Below are 16,518 nucleotides of genomic sequence, written 5' to 3'. Positions count from 1 at the left end.
TAACTCTGTTTTCTTAACCCAAACGAATACGATAATCTTAGTACAACAAAAACCCCTCAATTGTCATGCAAAAGCCCAATTACGTACCTCTAATTCTCCTGGGAGCTTTCGCCATACTCGGTGTGCTTCCCGGCTTTAACAGTGTTCCGACCCAGATCGTAACGGAAGGCATCAACTCTGGCGATACAGCCTGGATGCTTGTTGCTACGGCGCTTGTTTTGTTGATGACACCCGGCCTGGCGTACTTCTACGGTGGGATGGTCAATAACAAAAACGTAATCTCGACGATGCTACAAAGCTTTATCGCGATGGGTGTTATCAGCATATTATGGGTGGTTGTTGGCTTTAGCCTAGCCTTCGGTTCATCGATTGGCGGTATTGTCGGCAATCCAATGGATCACTTCATGTTCAAAGGTGTACTCGACGGCAAGCCCTGGTCATTAGCGGCAAGTATCCCACTGGTCGTCTTTGCTTTCTTTCAACTGAAATTCGCGGTAATTACGCCCGCTCTGGTAACAGGTTCGATGGCTGAGCGCGTTAATTTCCGGTCGTACGTATTGTTTATGATCCTGTTCAGCCTGTTCGTATATGCTCCCTTGGCACACATGACCTGGCATCCAGAAGGTATTCTGTTCAAAATGGGCGTTCTTGATTTTGCCGGTGGTACGGTTGTCCACATGTCGGCAGGCTGGGCTGCTTTGGCCGGTGCCTTGTACCTGAAGCGTCGTAAGTCGCACCTCGAAGCCAGCTATTTTCCACCAGCCAACATTCCATTTGTGTTGTTAGGTACGGGGCTGCTGTGGTTTGGCTGGTTCGGTTTCAACGCCGGTTCGGCAGTAGGTGCTACGCCACTCGCTGCTTCGGCTTTCGCTACGACGAATACGGCTGCGGCTGCGGCTGGTCTGGCCTGGGTTCTGTTCGATGCTGCTAAAGGCAAGAAAGTATCGGCGCTTGGTTTCTGCATCGGTGCGGTTGTCGGTTTGGTTGCGATTACGCCAGCGGCTGGTTTTGTTACGGTTCCTACGTCGATCTTTATCGGTACGGTTGCTTCTATTATCTCGAACTATGTGGCTCACCTGCGCTCGAAATCAACGCTCGATGATACCCTCGACGTATTCCCTTGCCACGGTGTTGGGGGTATGGTTGGTTTAGTAATGACGGGGATCTTCGCTAGCAAAGGGGTAAACTCAGCCGTAGTAGACGAAGGGTTGGCATTCGGTCAAACGACCTTGTTCACAAACCACATGATTGCACTGGTTGGCGTTTCGATATTTGCCTTCGCTATGTCGTATCTGATCTTGAAAATCACGGATCTGATTCTGCCACTGCGTGTGTCTGAAGAAGATGAGAAGTCAGGTCTGGATGTTAGTCAGCATGACGAATTCCTGATCGAAGCATAAGAAACAACGACAAATCCACAGGCACTCTGTCTGGCCGTTACGACCGGCAGCTTTACTGTGGTTTTGTTGTACTCATGGAGCCGTTCCCGCTTGGGGGCGGTTTCCTGCTTTTATGGGGGTAAGGAACAAGGCTACATCAAGCTCCAGAAGATGCGCTTTGCCAAATGATTGGTAGCTTGCAGGCCCTTGATTATAGACAGATGACTGATACCTTATCCATTCGGGCAATCAAACCCGAGCAAACCTACCCGCTTCGTCACAGCGTGTTATGGCCTGACAAACCCCTCGATTATGTAAAAGTAGACAACGATTCGGAAGGCTATCACGTTGGCGCATTTCTTCACGACGATTTGGTAGCTGTAATCTCCTTATTTGTGGACGGTCAGACCGCGCGTTTCCGAAAGTTTGCCGCGTCTCCCGCTCATCAGCGCCGGGGCATTGGTACTCAATTGCTGAACCACACGATTGCCGAAGCCCGTCGGCTGGGAGCTACGACACTCTGGTGTGATGCCCGGCTCGATGCAGCTGATTTTTACCGGCGTTTTGGCATGAAGGCTGTTAGTGATGTGTTCTACAAAGGTCCGATTCCGTACGCCCGTTTTGAAATGGTTTTATAATCAGTTAGTTTACCTGAACTAACCCTAAAAACCATGAAAACAACATACTTCTTTCTCCTAATCGCTGGATTAACCCTGTCGCTGTGCGGTTCTTCGTACGCCCAATCAACGGCTGCGGTTGCCGATTCAATCCGCTTGAGTGAATATACCGGGACGTACACATTTACGAGCGGAAGTCCAATTGAAAAATTTACCGTTACGGCTCAAAAAGGGGACTTAATGGGCGAAGCGAATGAATTTGGGAAAAACCGGCTCGTAAAACAGGCAAAAGAAGATACCTATCAATCGACGAGTTCGTACGGTTCAGTCATCACATTTATTCGCGACGTGGCGACAAAAGCCGTGACAGGGTTGACGCTAGCCGCTCAAGGTACCGAGCTAACGGCCAAGAAAGAGAATCCGTAACTAAACGATTTCATTATGAGTTTAACGAGCATACTCTTACGATAAGTCTTAGAAAAGGCTTTGGAAAAACGAGAGGCTAAAACTCAACAATGAAAACACTTATTGTGACGACGGTTGCCATGACTGCTTTGTTTGCAGCCTGCAACTCAAAAAAAGAAAGCAATACAGCCGCTACCGACGTAGCCACTGCCGACACGACGATCACTCTGCCTGCTCCGTACGCGACAAAATCGACGCAGCATTTCAGTAATGTTATTGGCTGGCCGCAGGGGAAAACACCACAGGCACCAGCGGGTTTTGCCGTAACAGAATACGTTAGTGGTTTAGCGAGCCCTCGCTGGATTTATGTAGCACCGAACGGTGATATTTTCGTCGCTGAAGCCAATACGGAGCGTAAAGGAGTCAAACAGGCAATCAAAAACATTGCGGTAGGGCAAAGTAATTCGGAACGCTCGGCACCGAGTGCCAACCGGATTACGCTCCTGCGCGATACGAATAAAGATGGAAAGCCCGAAGTAAAGGAAACATTTTTAGGCGGGCTGAATCAACCCTTTGGAATGCTGGTGCTGGGCGATCATTTTTATGTCGCTAATACCGACGGTATCTGGCAGTACCCGTATAAGGCTGGGCAGTCAAAAATGAGCAGTCCAGGTAAAAAGATCCTAAACTTGCCCGCCGGTGGCTATAACAATCACTGGACACGCAATCTGCTGGCCAGCCCCGATGGCAAAAAGATCTATGTCTCTGTTGGATCGGGAAGTAACGTGGGCGAACATGGTATGGACAACGAAGTTCGGCGGGCCAATATCCTGGAGATCAATCCAGACGGGTCGGGTGAACGGATTTTTGCCAGCGGCTTGCGTAACCCGGTGGGTATGGACTGGCAACCCGAAAACAAGACCCTGTACACGGCTGTTAACGAACGCGACGAGTTGGGTGATGAATTGGTCCCGGACTATCTAACGAGCGTCAAAGAAGGGGCTTTCTACGGCTGGCCTTATTCCTATTACGGTCAGAACGAAGATCCGCGCCGGAAAGGTGAGCGTCCCGATCTGGTGAAAAAAACGGTTGTTCCCGATGTACCACTGGGTTCGCATACCGCTTCGCTTGGCTTAGCTTTTTACGATGAAACCGCGTTTCCGGAAAAGTACCGCAATGGTGCGTTTGTTGGGCAACACGGTTCCTGGAACCGGTCGACGTTTTCGGGGTATAAAGTGGTATTTGTGCCGTTTGCGAATGGTAAGCCGGGCAAACCGGAAGATTTCTTAACCGGATTTATCACAGCAGGTAATGACAAAGATGTTTATGGCCGTCCAGTAGGAGTCACGGTAGCACCAGACGGAGCCTTACTAGTTGCTGACGATGCCGCCGGACGGATATGGCGCGTAGTCGCATCCAAGTAAAAAAACTGGTCTAAAAAAAGAAACGCAACGTAAGCGCTTACGTTGCGTTTCTTTTTTTACTGACTTATTCGAGTTGCTCTGGCCTTCTCACGGCTTAAAACTGATAAAATACCCTGGCCCGTAACCCAATGGTCGTTGCCTGCTGACAACCTGGATCGGGTTGCAGTGGTGTCGTAATAAGTGGCCCAGCCTGCGCAGCCCAATGTTTTGCCTGCCACTCAACGCTTGCTCCAAATGTCGCGTTATTCAGCAAATCCATCGGACGAATGCTTTTTCCGTCAATTTTTTCGTAACCCATCTTGAACGGCAATTGATGGTAGAAGCTAATAAACTGTTGATTCTGTAGCGTTAGGTCCGTACCGATGGTGGGTAAAATCGTGAGAGACTGGGATACAGGAATCCGGTAGCTTAGATTGATGGGAAGCTGAATTCGTTTGGTATACAGTTGAATGCCGAAAATTTCAAACCGGGGGTCAAAACCACGGCCATATTGCTTCCGAAAATCCTGCGGATTACTCTTGTCGAAATCAAGAATGCTCGGAAAGAAACTTGTTCCAAATTTAGCCTGACTCAGCCCTATTCCCAGGCTCCAGTGCTTGAATGCTATTACTTCAGCGTAAGCCCCTATGCTCTGCGCCTGCGTATTCAGGTCCGTTCCAAGCCCCGCTCTAAACTGAAACGGAATTGGCCGAACACGTTGAACGACAGGAGCTGATGACGCCTGGCCGCTTATTACTGTTGTTCTAGCCGGGCGCATACGTCTTGCCCGTTGTGCCAGCACAGCGTCCCAATGAATGGTATTCAACTGCATCGGTAGGGCCGACATCGGTTCGAAAGCGATTGCCGATTGAGCCGCGTCGGCTGATCCAGTGGCGGGGGGGGCGTTGAATGTTGCCGATTGGGTTGGTACGTTTCCGTTATCTGCTACAGGGGCATTCCCCGTGTTAGCGACCGAGCCGTTGCTGCGCGTTGTTGCTCCCGACGATTCGGTCAAGGCGACTTGCTGGCTAGCGGCATCCGGTGGGGAAGTTTTCTCCGGACTCTCCGAAATTCGCTCCTGACGCTTAGCCGGAGAAGTTGCGTTGGAAAGCAACTTTTCCCGTTTCTCGCGGTACATACCCGCACCAGTAGGCTGTATCGCGCCTGTCGTTGCCTCGTCAAAATGAGTCGAACCTTGTCGTGGCTTGTCATTTTGAGACAAACTACCAGATTGCGTCGTCAGGTCTGACGCGTTTGTTAGGGCTATTGGCTCGTTTGACGATTGCCGTCTTTGCTGATTAGCCAGTTGAGCGTTATCTGTAGAGCGAAGACGTATTGGGGAAGCAGGTACGGTTATATACCGATCAATGTATACGGTATCTCGCTTCACGGTTGCCTCACCCGGTAACGTTGTACCAGCGGGGCGTTGATTTTGCAGGGCAAGCTGTTCCGATTGAGCACCGGCCGATCCTGACGCCAGGCTAGGCTGATCCTGGTCAGGGGCGTTATTGGTTGGTGTATTAACTTTCTGGTTTACTTGCTGAAGCGTTTGATGTAGATGTTTTAATTCATAGTGTTGCCAGATAGTGGTCGATAAGAAAATAGCGGTACCAACCAGGCCAGCAGCGGCCAGCTTAGCCGTATATCCCGCAAAAGGATGAGCGGAAGGGGTGGGTGCACCGGGCGAAGGGCTTGCCTGGTTTAAGGACGCCTGCATCCGTTTCCAGTCTCGCTCTGAAAATTCAGGTCGAATGCTATCCAGCTTTCGTCGGATACTATCGGCAAATCGATCAGTTTTCATGATAGGGTAATGGGGCCTTGGGGCCGGTCTTAGCGTGGAATGGATAAGCTTGCCGAATCATTTGCTGTAGTTTCTGGCGCGCACGCGCATAGTTGGAGCGTACAGTAGCTTCGTTGTGCGATAGAATGCCCGCAATTTCGTGCAGGCTATATCCGTCAACGACATGCATCATGAACACCGTTCGGTAAGTTGGCGTCAGCTGTTGCACCAAAGCCAGAATCTCGTCGGCGGCTATCTGGTCAACGATGTCATCGTCAAAAGGTACGTCTTCGCCTGATTCCAGATTAGAATGTTGTTCTAGTTGGTGATTCCGCCGGTAATGACTAATGGCTGTGTTGACCAATATGGTGCGCAGCCAGGCCTTGAAGGGTTGTTTTTCGTCGAAGCGATCCAGATGTTGTAAGACTTTCAGGAAGCCTTCGTTCAAAACATCTTCCGCTTCCTCGCGGCTCGATGTATAGCGAAGACATATACTCTTGGCGTACCCGAAAAACTGCTTGAAAAGCGTTCGCTGCGCCCGCGGATCATTGGCACGGCAGGCCTGAATGACGCTGATAAGGTCATGTTCGGCAAACGAGGATGATTTCTTGAAAAACAACGTTTGTTCCGATTAGAGTGAGTAGGCGCATATACGTATTAATACGCAGTGGGGTAGTAATTCGTTGCACGGGTTAGCCAAAATAATATCTAAAAATTTAGCTGGTAACTGCCACACTCATCAATTCAGGGGCGTATGGATAGAAAAAGGCACACGGGTGTCACATCGTACGATGAAGATACTGATCATTGGTGACCGGCATATTGGAGGATACGGCCTTTCTGCCGGACAAATTAGTTTTGTTGGTCATTTTATTCGGCAAATAAGCCAGACTGGCCGAGCGGTTTCGGTAGAAGCGTACGCCCAGTCAACATTGGCTGCGGTTCAGATGACTATGAGTCAGCTACCGCTGGAACACTATGATCTGATCATGGTGCAGGCGGGTCAGGGCTGTGTGGACCATCCGGCTGGCCTGGAATCGGTATTCGTCCGCGATACGAGTCGTGTGCCTGACGTTTCCGGAGATCTGGTACTGCCTGAGTGGCTCTTGCCAACCGTTGAAAAAAAGCCAGTGGGGCTGATCAAACGAACCGCCGAGGCCGGGCAGTTCCTGTTGATGCAAGGTATGGCTACACTCGGACTGCTTCCACGGTTGTTTACGGTTCGGCACGAGTTGACCGATTTACTTACGTTGCTGAAACCATATCGCCATAAAGTAATACTGCTTAGTCCGTTCCCGCATCCGGAGCCTGTCTATCGGTGGTTACGGCAGCAGGGACGGGCTTTGTTTATGCGGTCGGACGTACGGCAATCGTTCAGCGTTTTTGACTCGGACGCCGTAATTCAGCCCCGCGAAGAATATTTTCTGACCAGTACGACAAACACTGGCTACCTGAATGCGGTTGGACATGAACTGGTCGGTCGTGCTTTGTTTGATTTTTACCTGGCTGCGCCAACCATTGTCGCTATTCATACGATTCGGCGGAGTTAAAACGGACATTAATTAACCTATGAGAAGTAAAAACCCCGGCAGATTTTGTCCGCCGGGGTTTTTTGTGCGTGATGCATTTTTTAAAGTTGCACTTCCATCTCTTCGGGCTTTGTCGTGTCTCCCGTTGGTCGACCATCTGGTTGTGGTAATGGACGTTGGTGCGTTTTCTCTTCCGAAACGTCTTTCCGGCGAGTCATATACGTATAAATTACTGGTACGACGTAGAGCGTAAGCACGAGTGAGAACATCAGACCGCCCACAATCACAATACCCAGTGGAATACGGCTCTTCGATGCCGACCCAAGCGCTAATGCGAGCGGTAATGCGCCAAACGCAGCCACGAGCGTTGTCATCAGAATAGGTCGTAACCGCATAGCCGCTGATTCGGTGGCGGCTTCAAACTTATTCTTGCCCGTTAATCGTTGCTCGTTCGCAAATTCGACAATCAGAATACCGTTTTTAGTAACCAGACCCACGAGCATGATGATACCGATCTGACTAAAGATGTTCAGCGTCTGATTGAACATCCAAAGCGAGAAGACAGCCCCGGCCAGCGCCAGCGGTACGGTAATCATAATAATCAGTGGATCGACAAACGAATCGAACTGGGCGGCCAAGACCAGATAAACCAACACCAGCGCTAAACCAAAGGCGAACAAGGTATTCGATGAACTTTCGGCGTAGTCGCGCGAAGGGCCGGAGAGCGCCGTCTGGAACGTTTGGTCAAGCGTACGATCAGCAATAGCATTCATAGCGGCTACCCCATCACCAATGGTTTTGCCGGGAGCCAAGCTGGCCGATACGGTAGCCGACTTAAATCGATTGTAGTGGTACACCTGGGGTGGGCTGCTCACCTCCTGAAATTTCACCAGGTTGTCCAACTGAATTAGCTGACCCTGATTGGAGCGGACGTAGAACGAAGCCAGATCGACGGGTTCGTCGCGGTCGGCCCGGTCAACCTGCCCAATCACCTGATACTGCTTTCCGTTCATCAGGAAGTACGCCAGACGACGGTTACTCAGGGCCAGCTGCAACGTCTGCGCCACATCCTGTACCGAAACACCGAGGTTGGTTGCCTTTTCGCGGTCGATGCTGATGTTTAGCTCCGGCTTGTTGAATTTCAGGTCAACGTCGTTGTTCTGAAACGTTGGATCTTTGGCGACTTCGTCAAGGAAAACTGGTAGTTTCTCCCGTAGCTTTTCAAAATTCAGGTTCTGGATAACGAACTGAACGGGCAAACCGCCACCCCGACCGACTTGGATCGTCTGGTCCTGCGTAGCAAACATACGCGCTTCGCTGAACTTTTTCAGGTTCTTGGTTAGGTAATCGACAATCTCCTGCTGCGAACGTTTGCGTTCGGAAGGCTCAACCATGTTGATCATCACGAACGACGAGTTTACCGCGCCTGCTCCCGAAAAACCAGGTGCTACGACGCTGAATGCCAACCGTGTTTCGGGGATGGAGTCGAGGACAAGCTGCATCACGCGGTCGGTAGTTGCGGCCTGCGATTCATAGCTTGTTCCTTCCGGCGACGTAATCGCAATACGGGTACGGCCACGGTCTTCGAGCGGAGCTAATTCTGATTTAAGCAGCGAACCAATGCCAAAAATAATTACGGCGCACGCACCAATCATGACGAAAGCCCAACCCCTTTTGCGCATGAAACCATTGAGCGAATCGCGGTACGACTCGTCAAGCCATTGAAAGAACGGCTCCGTTTTCTTGTAGAACCAGGAGTCTTTACCGTGATTTTTGCTCGTCAGTTTTACGCTTAGTACCGGTGTGAGCGTCAACGAAACAAAGGCCGAAATCAAGACGGCACCCGCGACGACGATACCAAATTCGCGGAATAAGCGACCAACGAAGCCCTCCAGGAAGATAATCGGCAGGAATACGATCGCCAGCGTAATCGATGTGGCTAATACCGCAAAGAAAATCTCGTTAGAACCTTCACGGGCGGCTTCCTTGGTATCCATGCCATCTTCAATTTTCTTGAAGATATTCTCCGTGACCACGATCCCGTCATCGACCACCAGACCCGTTGCCAGTACGATACCGAGCAGCGTTAGTACGTTAATGCTAAAGTCCGCAACGTACATGATAAAAAACGCTCCGATCAGCGATACAGGAATATCAATCAGCGGACGGAAGGCGATGAGCCAGTCACGGAAAAAGAAGTAGATAACCAATACGACGAGCACAAACGAAATGATCAGCGTTTCGCCTACTTCCTCAATCGCCCGACGGATAAACGTACTGCGGTCAATCCCTACGCTGACGATAATATCGCTGGGGAGGTCTTTCTTCAACTGATCGAATCGCTTGTAAAATTCGTCGGCTATACTCACGTAATTGGCTCCCGGCTGAGGAATAAGCACCAGAATGACACCCACTGCGCCGTTTTGCTTCGATAGCGTTTCTTCGTTTTCAGCGCCTAACACTGCACTGCCTACATCTTTAAAGCGAACGATCTGGTTAGCCGTCTGCCGCAGAATCAGGTTATTAAAGTCTTCTTCGGTTGTCAGGCGACCAACGGCTTTTACCGTCAGCTCTGTATTGTTTCCGTAGACCTTACCACTGGGTAGTTCGACGTTCTGAGCCGTCAGTGCACTCTGAATGTCCTGCGCGGTCAGCCGATAAGCCGACAACTTGATTGGATCAATCCAAAGCCGCATAGCCTGGCGCTTAAGACCGTAAATATTGGCCTGACTTACGCCCGGAATCGTCTGCAAACGCTCTTGGAGTACGTTCTCGGCGTAATCCGATAATTGGGTCGGGTTACGGGTCGTACTTTGAACGGTCATGAAAATAATCGGGTCCGAGTTGGCGTCGGCTTTGGTTACAACCGGAGGGGCGTCAATATCCTGCGGGAGCTGGCGCTGCGCCTGCGAAACCTTGTCACGAACGTCATTGGCCGCCTGTTCGAGGTTGGCGTCCAGATTGAATTCAACGGTAATCGTACTGGCTCCCAGCGCACTGTTGGACGAGATGGTCCGGATACCCTCGATACTGTTGAGCGATTTCTCGATGGGCTCGGTTATCTGCGACTCGACAATATCAGGGTTCGCACCAGTATAATTGGTCCGTACGGTGATCACCGGCGGGTCAATCGCCGGATACTCGCGTACACCAAGGAAGGTGAAGCCGATAATGCCGAACAGGACAATGACAATGGACATAACCATAGCAAAGACCGGTCGGTTCAGGCTTAATTCGGGCAGACTCATTGCTGGTTGAGTTTATATTTTAGGGTTTGGCATTTACCGGTTGCCATCGGCTACTCGATTAATTACTGGCTACTTTAGGGCTGTTACCGGGTAGGGTTACTACACGGCCAATCTTGACCGGAGCATCCTGCTTAAGAAACAACAAACCCGTTGTTGCAACGGTATCTCCGGCCTGGACACCCGACAGAATCTGGATGGTTCCGGCCGTACGGATTCCGGTTTTGACGTCTTTAAACTGCGCCTTTCCGTTCTTAACGACAATAACCTGATTAGTACGCGTCTGAGGAATTACGGCCTGTGTGGGCACAACCAGACTACGTTCGTTCTGAATGGTTAGCGTCACACGGGCAAACGTACCGGGGCGGAAGCGAGCCGTTGTGTTGTTAACCTTCGCCCGAATACGTAGGTTACGGGTTTGCTCTTCAACACCGGGTTCTATAGCGTAAACAACGCCTTGGCTGGATTGGTTGCTGCCGTCTACCTGGAAAGATATCTCGCTACCCGGATGCACCGACTGGCCGTATTTTTCCGGGATCGAAAAATCAAGTTTAAGTGACGAAACCTGTTGCAATCGGGCGATCAGCGTATTGGGCGAAACGACCGCTCCCGAGCTGACGTTCCGCAAACCGATGACACCCGTAAAAGGCGCTCTGATTTCGGTACGTTGCAGGTTTGCTCTCACCAACTCGATATCGGCCAGCGACGACCGTAGGTTTGTTGTTGTAATGTCAAATTCCTGTTGGCTTATGCCGCCCCGTTCCAATAGTTGCTTGTTCCGCTCTTCCGTTCGGCGGGCATTGTCGGCCTGAGCCTGAAGTTTCAACAACTGTGCCCGTAGATCGGCATCGAAAAGTTTGACCAGCAAATCCCCTTTTTTGACGGGTTGGCCTTCCCGAATGTTTAGCTGAGTAATGCGCGCGGAAATCTCAGGGTAAATATCGACCTGTTCGGCTGCTAGTAGCGATCCGCTGGAGACAACATCTTCCTGTAGGTTTTTCGAAATCACAACAAAGCCACTAACGGTAGCCGGGCCGCCACCGCCGGGGCCACCTTTGCCCCCAGGTCCTCCTTTTTCGGAGCCACCTTTTCCAGCGCTGCCTCCTCCAGGACCACCTGGGGTAGCACCGGGAGCAGGATGTAATACTTTGTTATACACAATTATCCCGCCGAGCACAAGAACGACGAGACCGATAGCAATCCATCTTTTCACGGAGTAGTAATTTGCAATAAGGGATTTAATTTCTAACGGTGGAGATACCGTGTTTGTTACAAACTACAAAGCTATCAATGTTGACGACTATAACAATCGGCAGTAGCCTGTATATGAGCTTACTTTACGGATAAGAGTCACCTTTATTTTGGTGAGTAGTACCGTCTGGTATCCGTAGAAATGCTTATGAAATCGGTGGCGTCCCTGCCATCTTAAAAGACGTCCGTTATGATAATGAGCTAGCTATTACCGAACGATCCCGAAGGGGTTGATTAACCAACCGGGCCGCCTTTCCGAAAAATACTTATTACTTGTAAAAATGAATTCGTTGAAAAAAATTGTGCTAAATCGATTAAGGTAGGCTACGAGGCCATAACCATCAGCAACTCACTTATCATCATGGCGGTGGCTCCCCAAACCCGGTGCCCCTGAATTTCGTAAAAAGGAGCGTCAACCAGTACGCCCCGTACTTCGATCTGACTGTCGCCAACGATTGTTTCATCCAGCAGCGTTTCTAGATCAACCTGGATCACGGCTTCGACTTCGCGAGGGTCAGGATAAAAATCGGGCCGGTAAGGAAGCATACCGACAACGGGTTGTACGTAGAAATTGCTCGGTGGAATAAACAATTCGGTCAATAAGCCCAGCACCTTTACGTCCGTCACCCGAATGCCTACTTCTTCCTGGGCTTCCCGCAAAGCTGTCCGGGTAAGATTCTCGTCGAAGCGTTCCATTCGGCCACCGGGAAACGCCATCTGCCCGGCATGAACACCGTCGTACTGCGGTCGGAGAATCAACGGCAGGTAGATCGAGTTCTGATACGGATAAAAGCAAATCAAAACCGCACTTCGTCGTGTTCGTTCGTTAGGTCTGATACCCAGGCGATAACGAGCTGATGATGCCATTTTCTGATGGGCCGTTTCGCCGGGTAACGGTTTCTGCAATCGCTGGCGGAGCTGCTCAGTAAAGGTATGGAACGAAGTGTCGATCATGGTTTGCGTTACAGTTTATAGCGTTTTGTCTGTGGGTTATACGCGGGGCGTCAACCACGATAACTCACGAACGATACGCTATAAACTCGTTTTATATAAGTGTACAAGCTGCTCGGCGCAGCGTTCGCCATCCATAGCCGCTGAAACAATACCACCCGCGTAACCAGCCCCTTCGCCACAGGGAAACAACCGCCGAACCCCTACGTGTTCACAGGTATCGCGGTCACGCGGAATCCGTACCGGCGACGAAGTACGACTTTCAACACCGATTACCTGACCGTTGTTACTCAGATAACCTTGCATTTTGCGGCCAAAATCACGTAATCCCTGACGCAGGGGCTGCGCAATATGGTCGGGCAATACCGCTGCCATATCTACCGAGGTCAGGCCCGGCTGATACGACGTGGGTAGCAGGTCTGTTGACACGCGTCCATCCACAAAATCGGCCACGCGCTGGGCAGGAGCAACCTGTGACGGCTGGCTACTGTCCTTGCTACCCATTCGACACGCCCATCGTTCCAAATCCTGCTGCAAAGCCAGCCCGGCCAGTGGGCCTTCGTCGGCATAAGGTTTCAGGTCCTGATCCGTAATCGCAACGACCAGCCCTGAATTGGCGTACTTAGAATCCCGGCGCGATGGCGACATCCCGTTAACGACCAACTCGCCTGGAGCCGTAGCCGCTGGCACAATAAATCCACCCGGACACATACAAAACGAAAAAACACCCCGATCTACCCCATTGAAACGGGTTTGTGTTACCAAACTGTACGAGGCTGCGGGTAAGTAGTCGCCCCGGTCGGGTCGGTGGTACTGAAACTGATCAATCAGACTTTGCTGATGCTCAATGCGAACGCCCATTGCAAACGGCTTTGCCTCAATCAGGACATTCCGGTCTTGCAGCAGGTAGAAAATGTCGCGTGCGGAGTGCCCGGTAGCCAGAATAACTCCGATGCCGGTTAAGGCTTCTCCCGTTGCCGTAACGACGCCTTTCAGCTCACCTTTCTCCAGAATAAGGTCGGTAACTTTCGTGTCGAAGCGAACTTCACCACCGGCGTTGAGGATGCTTTGCCGAAGATCGGCGACTACGTTGGGAAGTTTGTTGGTACCAATATGCGGGTGTGCATCCACCAGAATTTCTTCGGTGGCTCCGTGGGCCACAAAAATTTCCAGGATGCGACGGACATCACCCCGTTTGGTGGAACGAGTATATAATTTACCGTCTGAATACGTACCTGCTCCGCCTTCGCCAAAGCAGTAGTTCGACTCTGGGTTAACGATATGGTTTTTATTGATGGCCGCTAAATCACGTCGGCGGGTGCGAACGTCGCTGCCGCGTTCTAGGACAATAGGTTTGATACCCAGTTCAACCAGACGTAAAGCGGCAAACAGACCCGCCGGTCCCGCGCCAACTACAATAGCCTGTGGAGCGCTGCTGACATCTACTTTCGGCTTTTTGTAGCCGATGAGTGGGGGCGGGGTTTCACTAACGAACACGTCCGTATCGACGTGAATGCGGATTTGCCGTCCACGCGCATCAATCGACTGCCGCCGTTTGCGAACAACTGCCGAGCTATCGGTAGAAATCTTTAACGAGCGCAGCACCTGCTCCCGAAAAGCGGCATCGTCGTAGGCGTGTTCCGGTGATAAAGTAATAGAAAGTTGGTGAATCATGAATTCGTAAGGCCGGTTTTTATCCGGCAGATGGTTCACAAAAATAAGGGAAATTGCTTCCTGGTTATGTAACAGGCAGGTTTACCTTTGGGTTCGTTCTACGGAAGCGGTTACTTTACTCTGTTTACACGCCTGTTTTTCTATCGCTGATAAATTGGCAAAAAACGCTAAGCATGCCAACAAGCGGTAGTTTTTTGAGTTGTTGCAGTATGCAGCCAATAACCACCACCCCTCCCCGAAATAAGGTAGATCCGTTTGAGTCACCTGACTTTTACTGCCTTGACGATCTTCTGATGGCCGAACACAAGCTGGTACGTTCGGCAGTACGCGATTTTGTAAAGCGTGAGATTACGCCGATCATCGAAGACTATGCGCAACGGGCTGAATTTCCGGCTCAGCTGGTTCAGAAATTTGGTAAGATCGGCGCGTTCGGAGCCACAATCCCGACGGAATTTGGGGGCGGTGGCCTGGATCAGATTTCGTATGGCTTGATGTTGCAGGAGATCGAGCGGGGCGATTCGGGCATGCGCTCGTGCGTGTCGGTCCAGAATTCGCTGGTGATGTATCCGATCTACACGTTTGGCTCGGAGGAACAGAAACAAAAATACCTGCCTGGACTAGCCAAGGGAGAAATGCTTGGCTGCTTTGGCCTGACTGAAGCGAACCACGGTTCGGATCCGGGTAGTATGGAAACGAATTTTATCGAGCGAAGCGATTATTACCTGCTAAGTGGTTCTAAGCTATGGATCACCAACGCGCCTTTTGCGGACATAGCGATTGTTTGGGCCAAAAACGAACAGGGAAAGGTTCGGGCGCTGATCGTAGAGCGTGGTATGGAAGGGTTCTCCACAAACGAAATAGGTAACAAATGGTCGCTTCGGGCCAGCAGTACCGGTGAGTTGATTTTCCAGGACGTAAAGGTGCCAAAAGAGAATTTATTGCCGGAAGCGTTTGGGCTAAAAAGTGCGATACGGTGCCTGGATCAGGCTCGTTACGGCATTGCCTGGGGAGCGCTTGGAGCGGCTATGGAGTGCTACGAAGTGGCTCGTCGGTACGCCCTTGACCGAACGCAGTTCAACAAGCCGATTGCTAGCTTTCAGTTGGTGCAAAAAAAGTTGGCCGAAATGCTGACGGCCATTACCCAGGCGCAATTGCTCTGCTGGCGACTAGGTATGCTTAAGAACGAAGACCGGGCGACCAATGCTCAGATTTCGCTGGCAAAGCGTAACAATATTGAAATTGCCCTGCGCGTAGCGCGTGATGCCCGCCAGATTCTGGGAGCGATGGGCATTTCCGGCGACTACCCGATTATGCGTCACCTGATGAACCTTGAATCCGTCAGTACATACGAAGGTACGCACGATATTCACTTGTTGATATTGGGGGCGGAGATCACAGGTATTCCGGCGTATAAATAACCGGATTGTTTGCGCCAACGGCCAGACGGCTGTTGGCGCAAACGTCATTAGGCTTTGCTCGGTGGTGCGTAGGTGACGAGGTCAATGCCAACACCGTTTGGGTCAACGATAGCAAAGTGGCGGTCGCCCCAGGGTTCGTCGCGCAGATCGATCGCCAGAGGAATACCTAAGTCTTTCAATCGCTTGTATTCTGCGTCAACGTCATCCAGTTCAAGGGTTAGGAAAACGCCTTTCCCGCCGAAAGAAGGCTTAAACAGATCTTGCTGGGAAGGATGGTCTGGTAACAGAAAGGCAAGTTCTGCTTGCCGGTTCGGTGTGTGCAGTAATACGTAGAATTCATTTTCGAACGTAACGCCGAAATGGAGTATGTTACAGTAGAACTGTTTAGTTTCTGGGAGCTTGTCGGTAATGATGCCAGCGTTCAGTTTCATCGTACTTGTTGTTTAGCAGCAGGGGAATCAAGATCGTAATCAAACGTAACCGTTGACGATTGTCCAGAGGGCGTGATTAGGTAACCGTGTCCTCGTAATCCAGCCAAGTCGCCCGTACCGCTGCCGGGCAGAATTGTCAGTTCCGCCCGGACCGTGCCGTTTTCGGATGTGCCTCTGCCCTGAACGACGAAACTCCCTGACCGATTGCCGAGCTTCCCGATAACGCGTTCCAGCAGCACAAAGGCGTACGAATTATCAGTGCGGTACATCACAAGGTATTCTTCCCAGCTTTCGCCTTCGATATCGCCCTCGAACCGGTTTCGTACCCAGGTTTGCGTAAGTGTAGGCGCTCCTGCCAGTTCATCGTACGATTCTTCTTTCCGGGATTGATAGGTGCGCTGTGCGGTTGCTTTCATGGATCGGTCAAGTTCATTG

14 protein-coding genes are annotated in these 16,518 nt (G+C 51.0%); 6 read left to right on the top strand and 8 right to left on the bottom strand.

What is annotated here, in order from left to right; genetic code table 11:
• Positions 1–65: 65 nt before the first annotated feature.
• The 4 genes from LQ777_RS14185 (at position 66) to LQ777_RS14170 (ending at position 3,825) form a co-directional block, all read left to right on the top strand.
• Positions 66–1,400 (top strand): ammonium transporter, encoded by a 1,335-nt coding sequence (locus tag LQ777_RS14185; protein ID WP_232558584.1) that lies wholly within the window; start codon positions 66–68, stop codon positions 1,398–1,400.
• A 200-nt stretch (positions 1,401–1,600) separates the two neighbouring features.
• Positions 1,601–2,017: a GNAT family N-acetyltransferase gene (locus tag LQ777_RS14180; protein ID WP_232558583.1), complete on the top strand. Its 417-nt coding sequence runs from the start codon at positions 1,601–1,603 to the stop codon at positions 2,015–2,017.
• A 33-nt stretch (positions 2,018–2,050) separates the two neighbouring features.
• The gene (locus LQ777_RS14175; RefSeq protein ID WP_232558582.1) at positions 2,051–2,422 is read left to right on the top strand and encodes a DUF3471 domain-containing protein; all 372 of its coding nucleotides are present in this window, start codon (positions 2,051–2,053) and stop codon (positions 2,420–2,422) included.
• An 89-nt stretch (positions 2,423–2,511) separates the two neighbouring features.
• Positions 2,512–3,825, top strand: a complete 1,314-nt coding sequence (locus tag LQ777_RS14170) for a PQQ-dependent sugar dehydrogenase (RefSeq protein WP_232558581.1) — start codon at positions 2,512–2,514, stop codon at positions 3,823–3,825.
• Positions 3,826–3,919: 94 nt separating this feature from the next.
• Here the strand turns inward: LQ777_RS14170 and LQ777_RS14165 are convergent, their stop codons facing one another.
• Both LQ777_RS14165 and LQ777_RS14160 read right to left on the bottom strand, forming a co-directional pair.
• Positions 3,920–5,605 carry a hypothetical protein gene (locus LQ777_RS14165; protein WP_232558580.1) on the bottom strand — a complete coding sequence of 562 codons (1,686 nt, stop codon included), beginning with the start codon at positions 5,603–5,605 and terminating at the stop codon, positions 3,920–3,922.
• Positions 5,595–6,203 carry an RNA polymerase sigma factor gene (locus tag LQ777_RS14160; protein WP_232558579.1) on the bottom strand — a complete coding sequence of 203 codons (609 nt, stop codon included), beginning with the start codon at positions 6,201–6,203 and terminating at the stop codon, positions 5,595–5,597. Before LQ777_RS14160 ends, LQ777_RS14165 begins: the two co-directional genes overlap by 11 nt.
• 172 nt (positions 6,204–6,375) lie before the next feature.
• Here LQ777_RS14160 and LQ777_RS14155 point away from each other — a divergent pair, with 172 nt between their 5' ends.
• Positions 6,376–7,134, top strand: coding sequence for an SGNH/GDSL hydrolase family protein (locus LQ777_RS14155; RefSeq protein ID WP_232558578.1), 759 nt, complete (start codon positions 6,376–6,378; stop codon positions 7,132–7,134).
• Between the two features lie 80 nt (positions 7,135–7,214).
• Here LQ777_RS14155 and LQ777_RS14150 read toward each other — a convergent pair whose 3' ends face one another.
• From LQ777_RS14150 to LQ777_RS14135, 4 genes are all read right to left on the bottom strand, one after another.
• Positions 7,215–10,361: an efflux RND transporter permease subunit gene (locus LQ777_RS14150; RefSeq protein ID WP_232558577.1), complete on the bottom strand. Its 3,147-nt coding sequence runs from the start codon at positions 10,359–10,361 to the stop codon at positions 7,215–7,217.
• 58 nt (positions 10,362–10,419) lie between these two features.
• Positions 10,420–11,571 carry an efflux RND transporter periplasmic adaptor subunit gene (locus LQ777_RS14145; RefSeq protein ID WP_232558576.1) on the bottom strand — a complete coding sequence of 384 codons (1,152 nt, stop codon included), beginning with the start codon at positions 11,569–11,571 and terminating at the stop codon, positions 10,420–10,422.
• Between the two features lie 362 nt (positions 11,572–11,933).
• A complete protein-coding gene (locus tag LQ777_RS14140; protein WP_232558575.1) occupies positions 11,934–12,563 on the bottom strand; it encodes an NUDIX hydrolase in 630 nt (209 codons plus the stop codon).
• Between the two features lie 78 nt (positions 12,564–12,641).
• Positions 12,642–14,234 (bottom strand): NAD(P)/FAD-dependent oxidoreductase, encoded by a 1,593-nt coding sequence (locus tag LQ777_RS14135; RefSeq protein ID WP_232562853.1) that lies wholly within the window; start codon positions 14,232–14,234, stop codon positions 12,642–12,644.
• Positions 14,235–14,443: 209 nt separating this feature from the next.
• On the opposite strand from LQ777_RS14135, the gene LQ777_RS14130 reads away from it, so the two are divergent.
• Positions 14,444–15,652, top strand: coding sequence for an acyl-CoA dehydrogenase family protein (locus LQ777_RS14130; protein ID WP_232558574.1), 1,209 nt, complete (start codon positions 14,444–14,446; stop codon positions 15,650–15,652).
• Between the two features lie 47 nt (positions 15,653–15,699).
• Here LQ777_RS14130 and LQ777_RS14125 read toward each other — a convergent pair whose 3' ends face one another.
• Both LQ777_RS14125 and LQ777_RS14120 read right to left on the bottom strand, forming a co-directional pair.
• Complete coding sequence (locus LQ777_RS14125; RefSeq protein WP_232558573.1) at positions 15,700–16,083, bottom strand: VOC family protein; 384 nt, start codon at positions 16,081–16,083, stop codon at positions 15,700–15,702.
• On the bottom strand, positions 16,080–16,499 hold the full coding sequence (locus LQ777_RS14120; protein WP_232558572.1) for a DUF3224 domain-containing protein: 420 nt from the start codon (positions 16,497–16,499) through the stop codon (positions 16,080–16,082). Before LQ777_RS14120 ends, LQ777_RS14125 begins: the two co-directional genes overlap by 4 nt.
• Positions 16,500–16,518: the final 19 nt, after the last annotated feature.

Source organism: Spirosoma oryzicola (assembly GCF_021233055.1).
Lineage (GTDB): Bacteria > Bacteroidota > Bacteroidia > Cytophagales > Spirosomataceae > Spirosoma > Spirosoma oryzicola.
The sequence above is the reverse complement of the archived record's forward strand: the minus strand, read 5'-3'. Positions and strand labels throughout refer to the sequence as shown.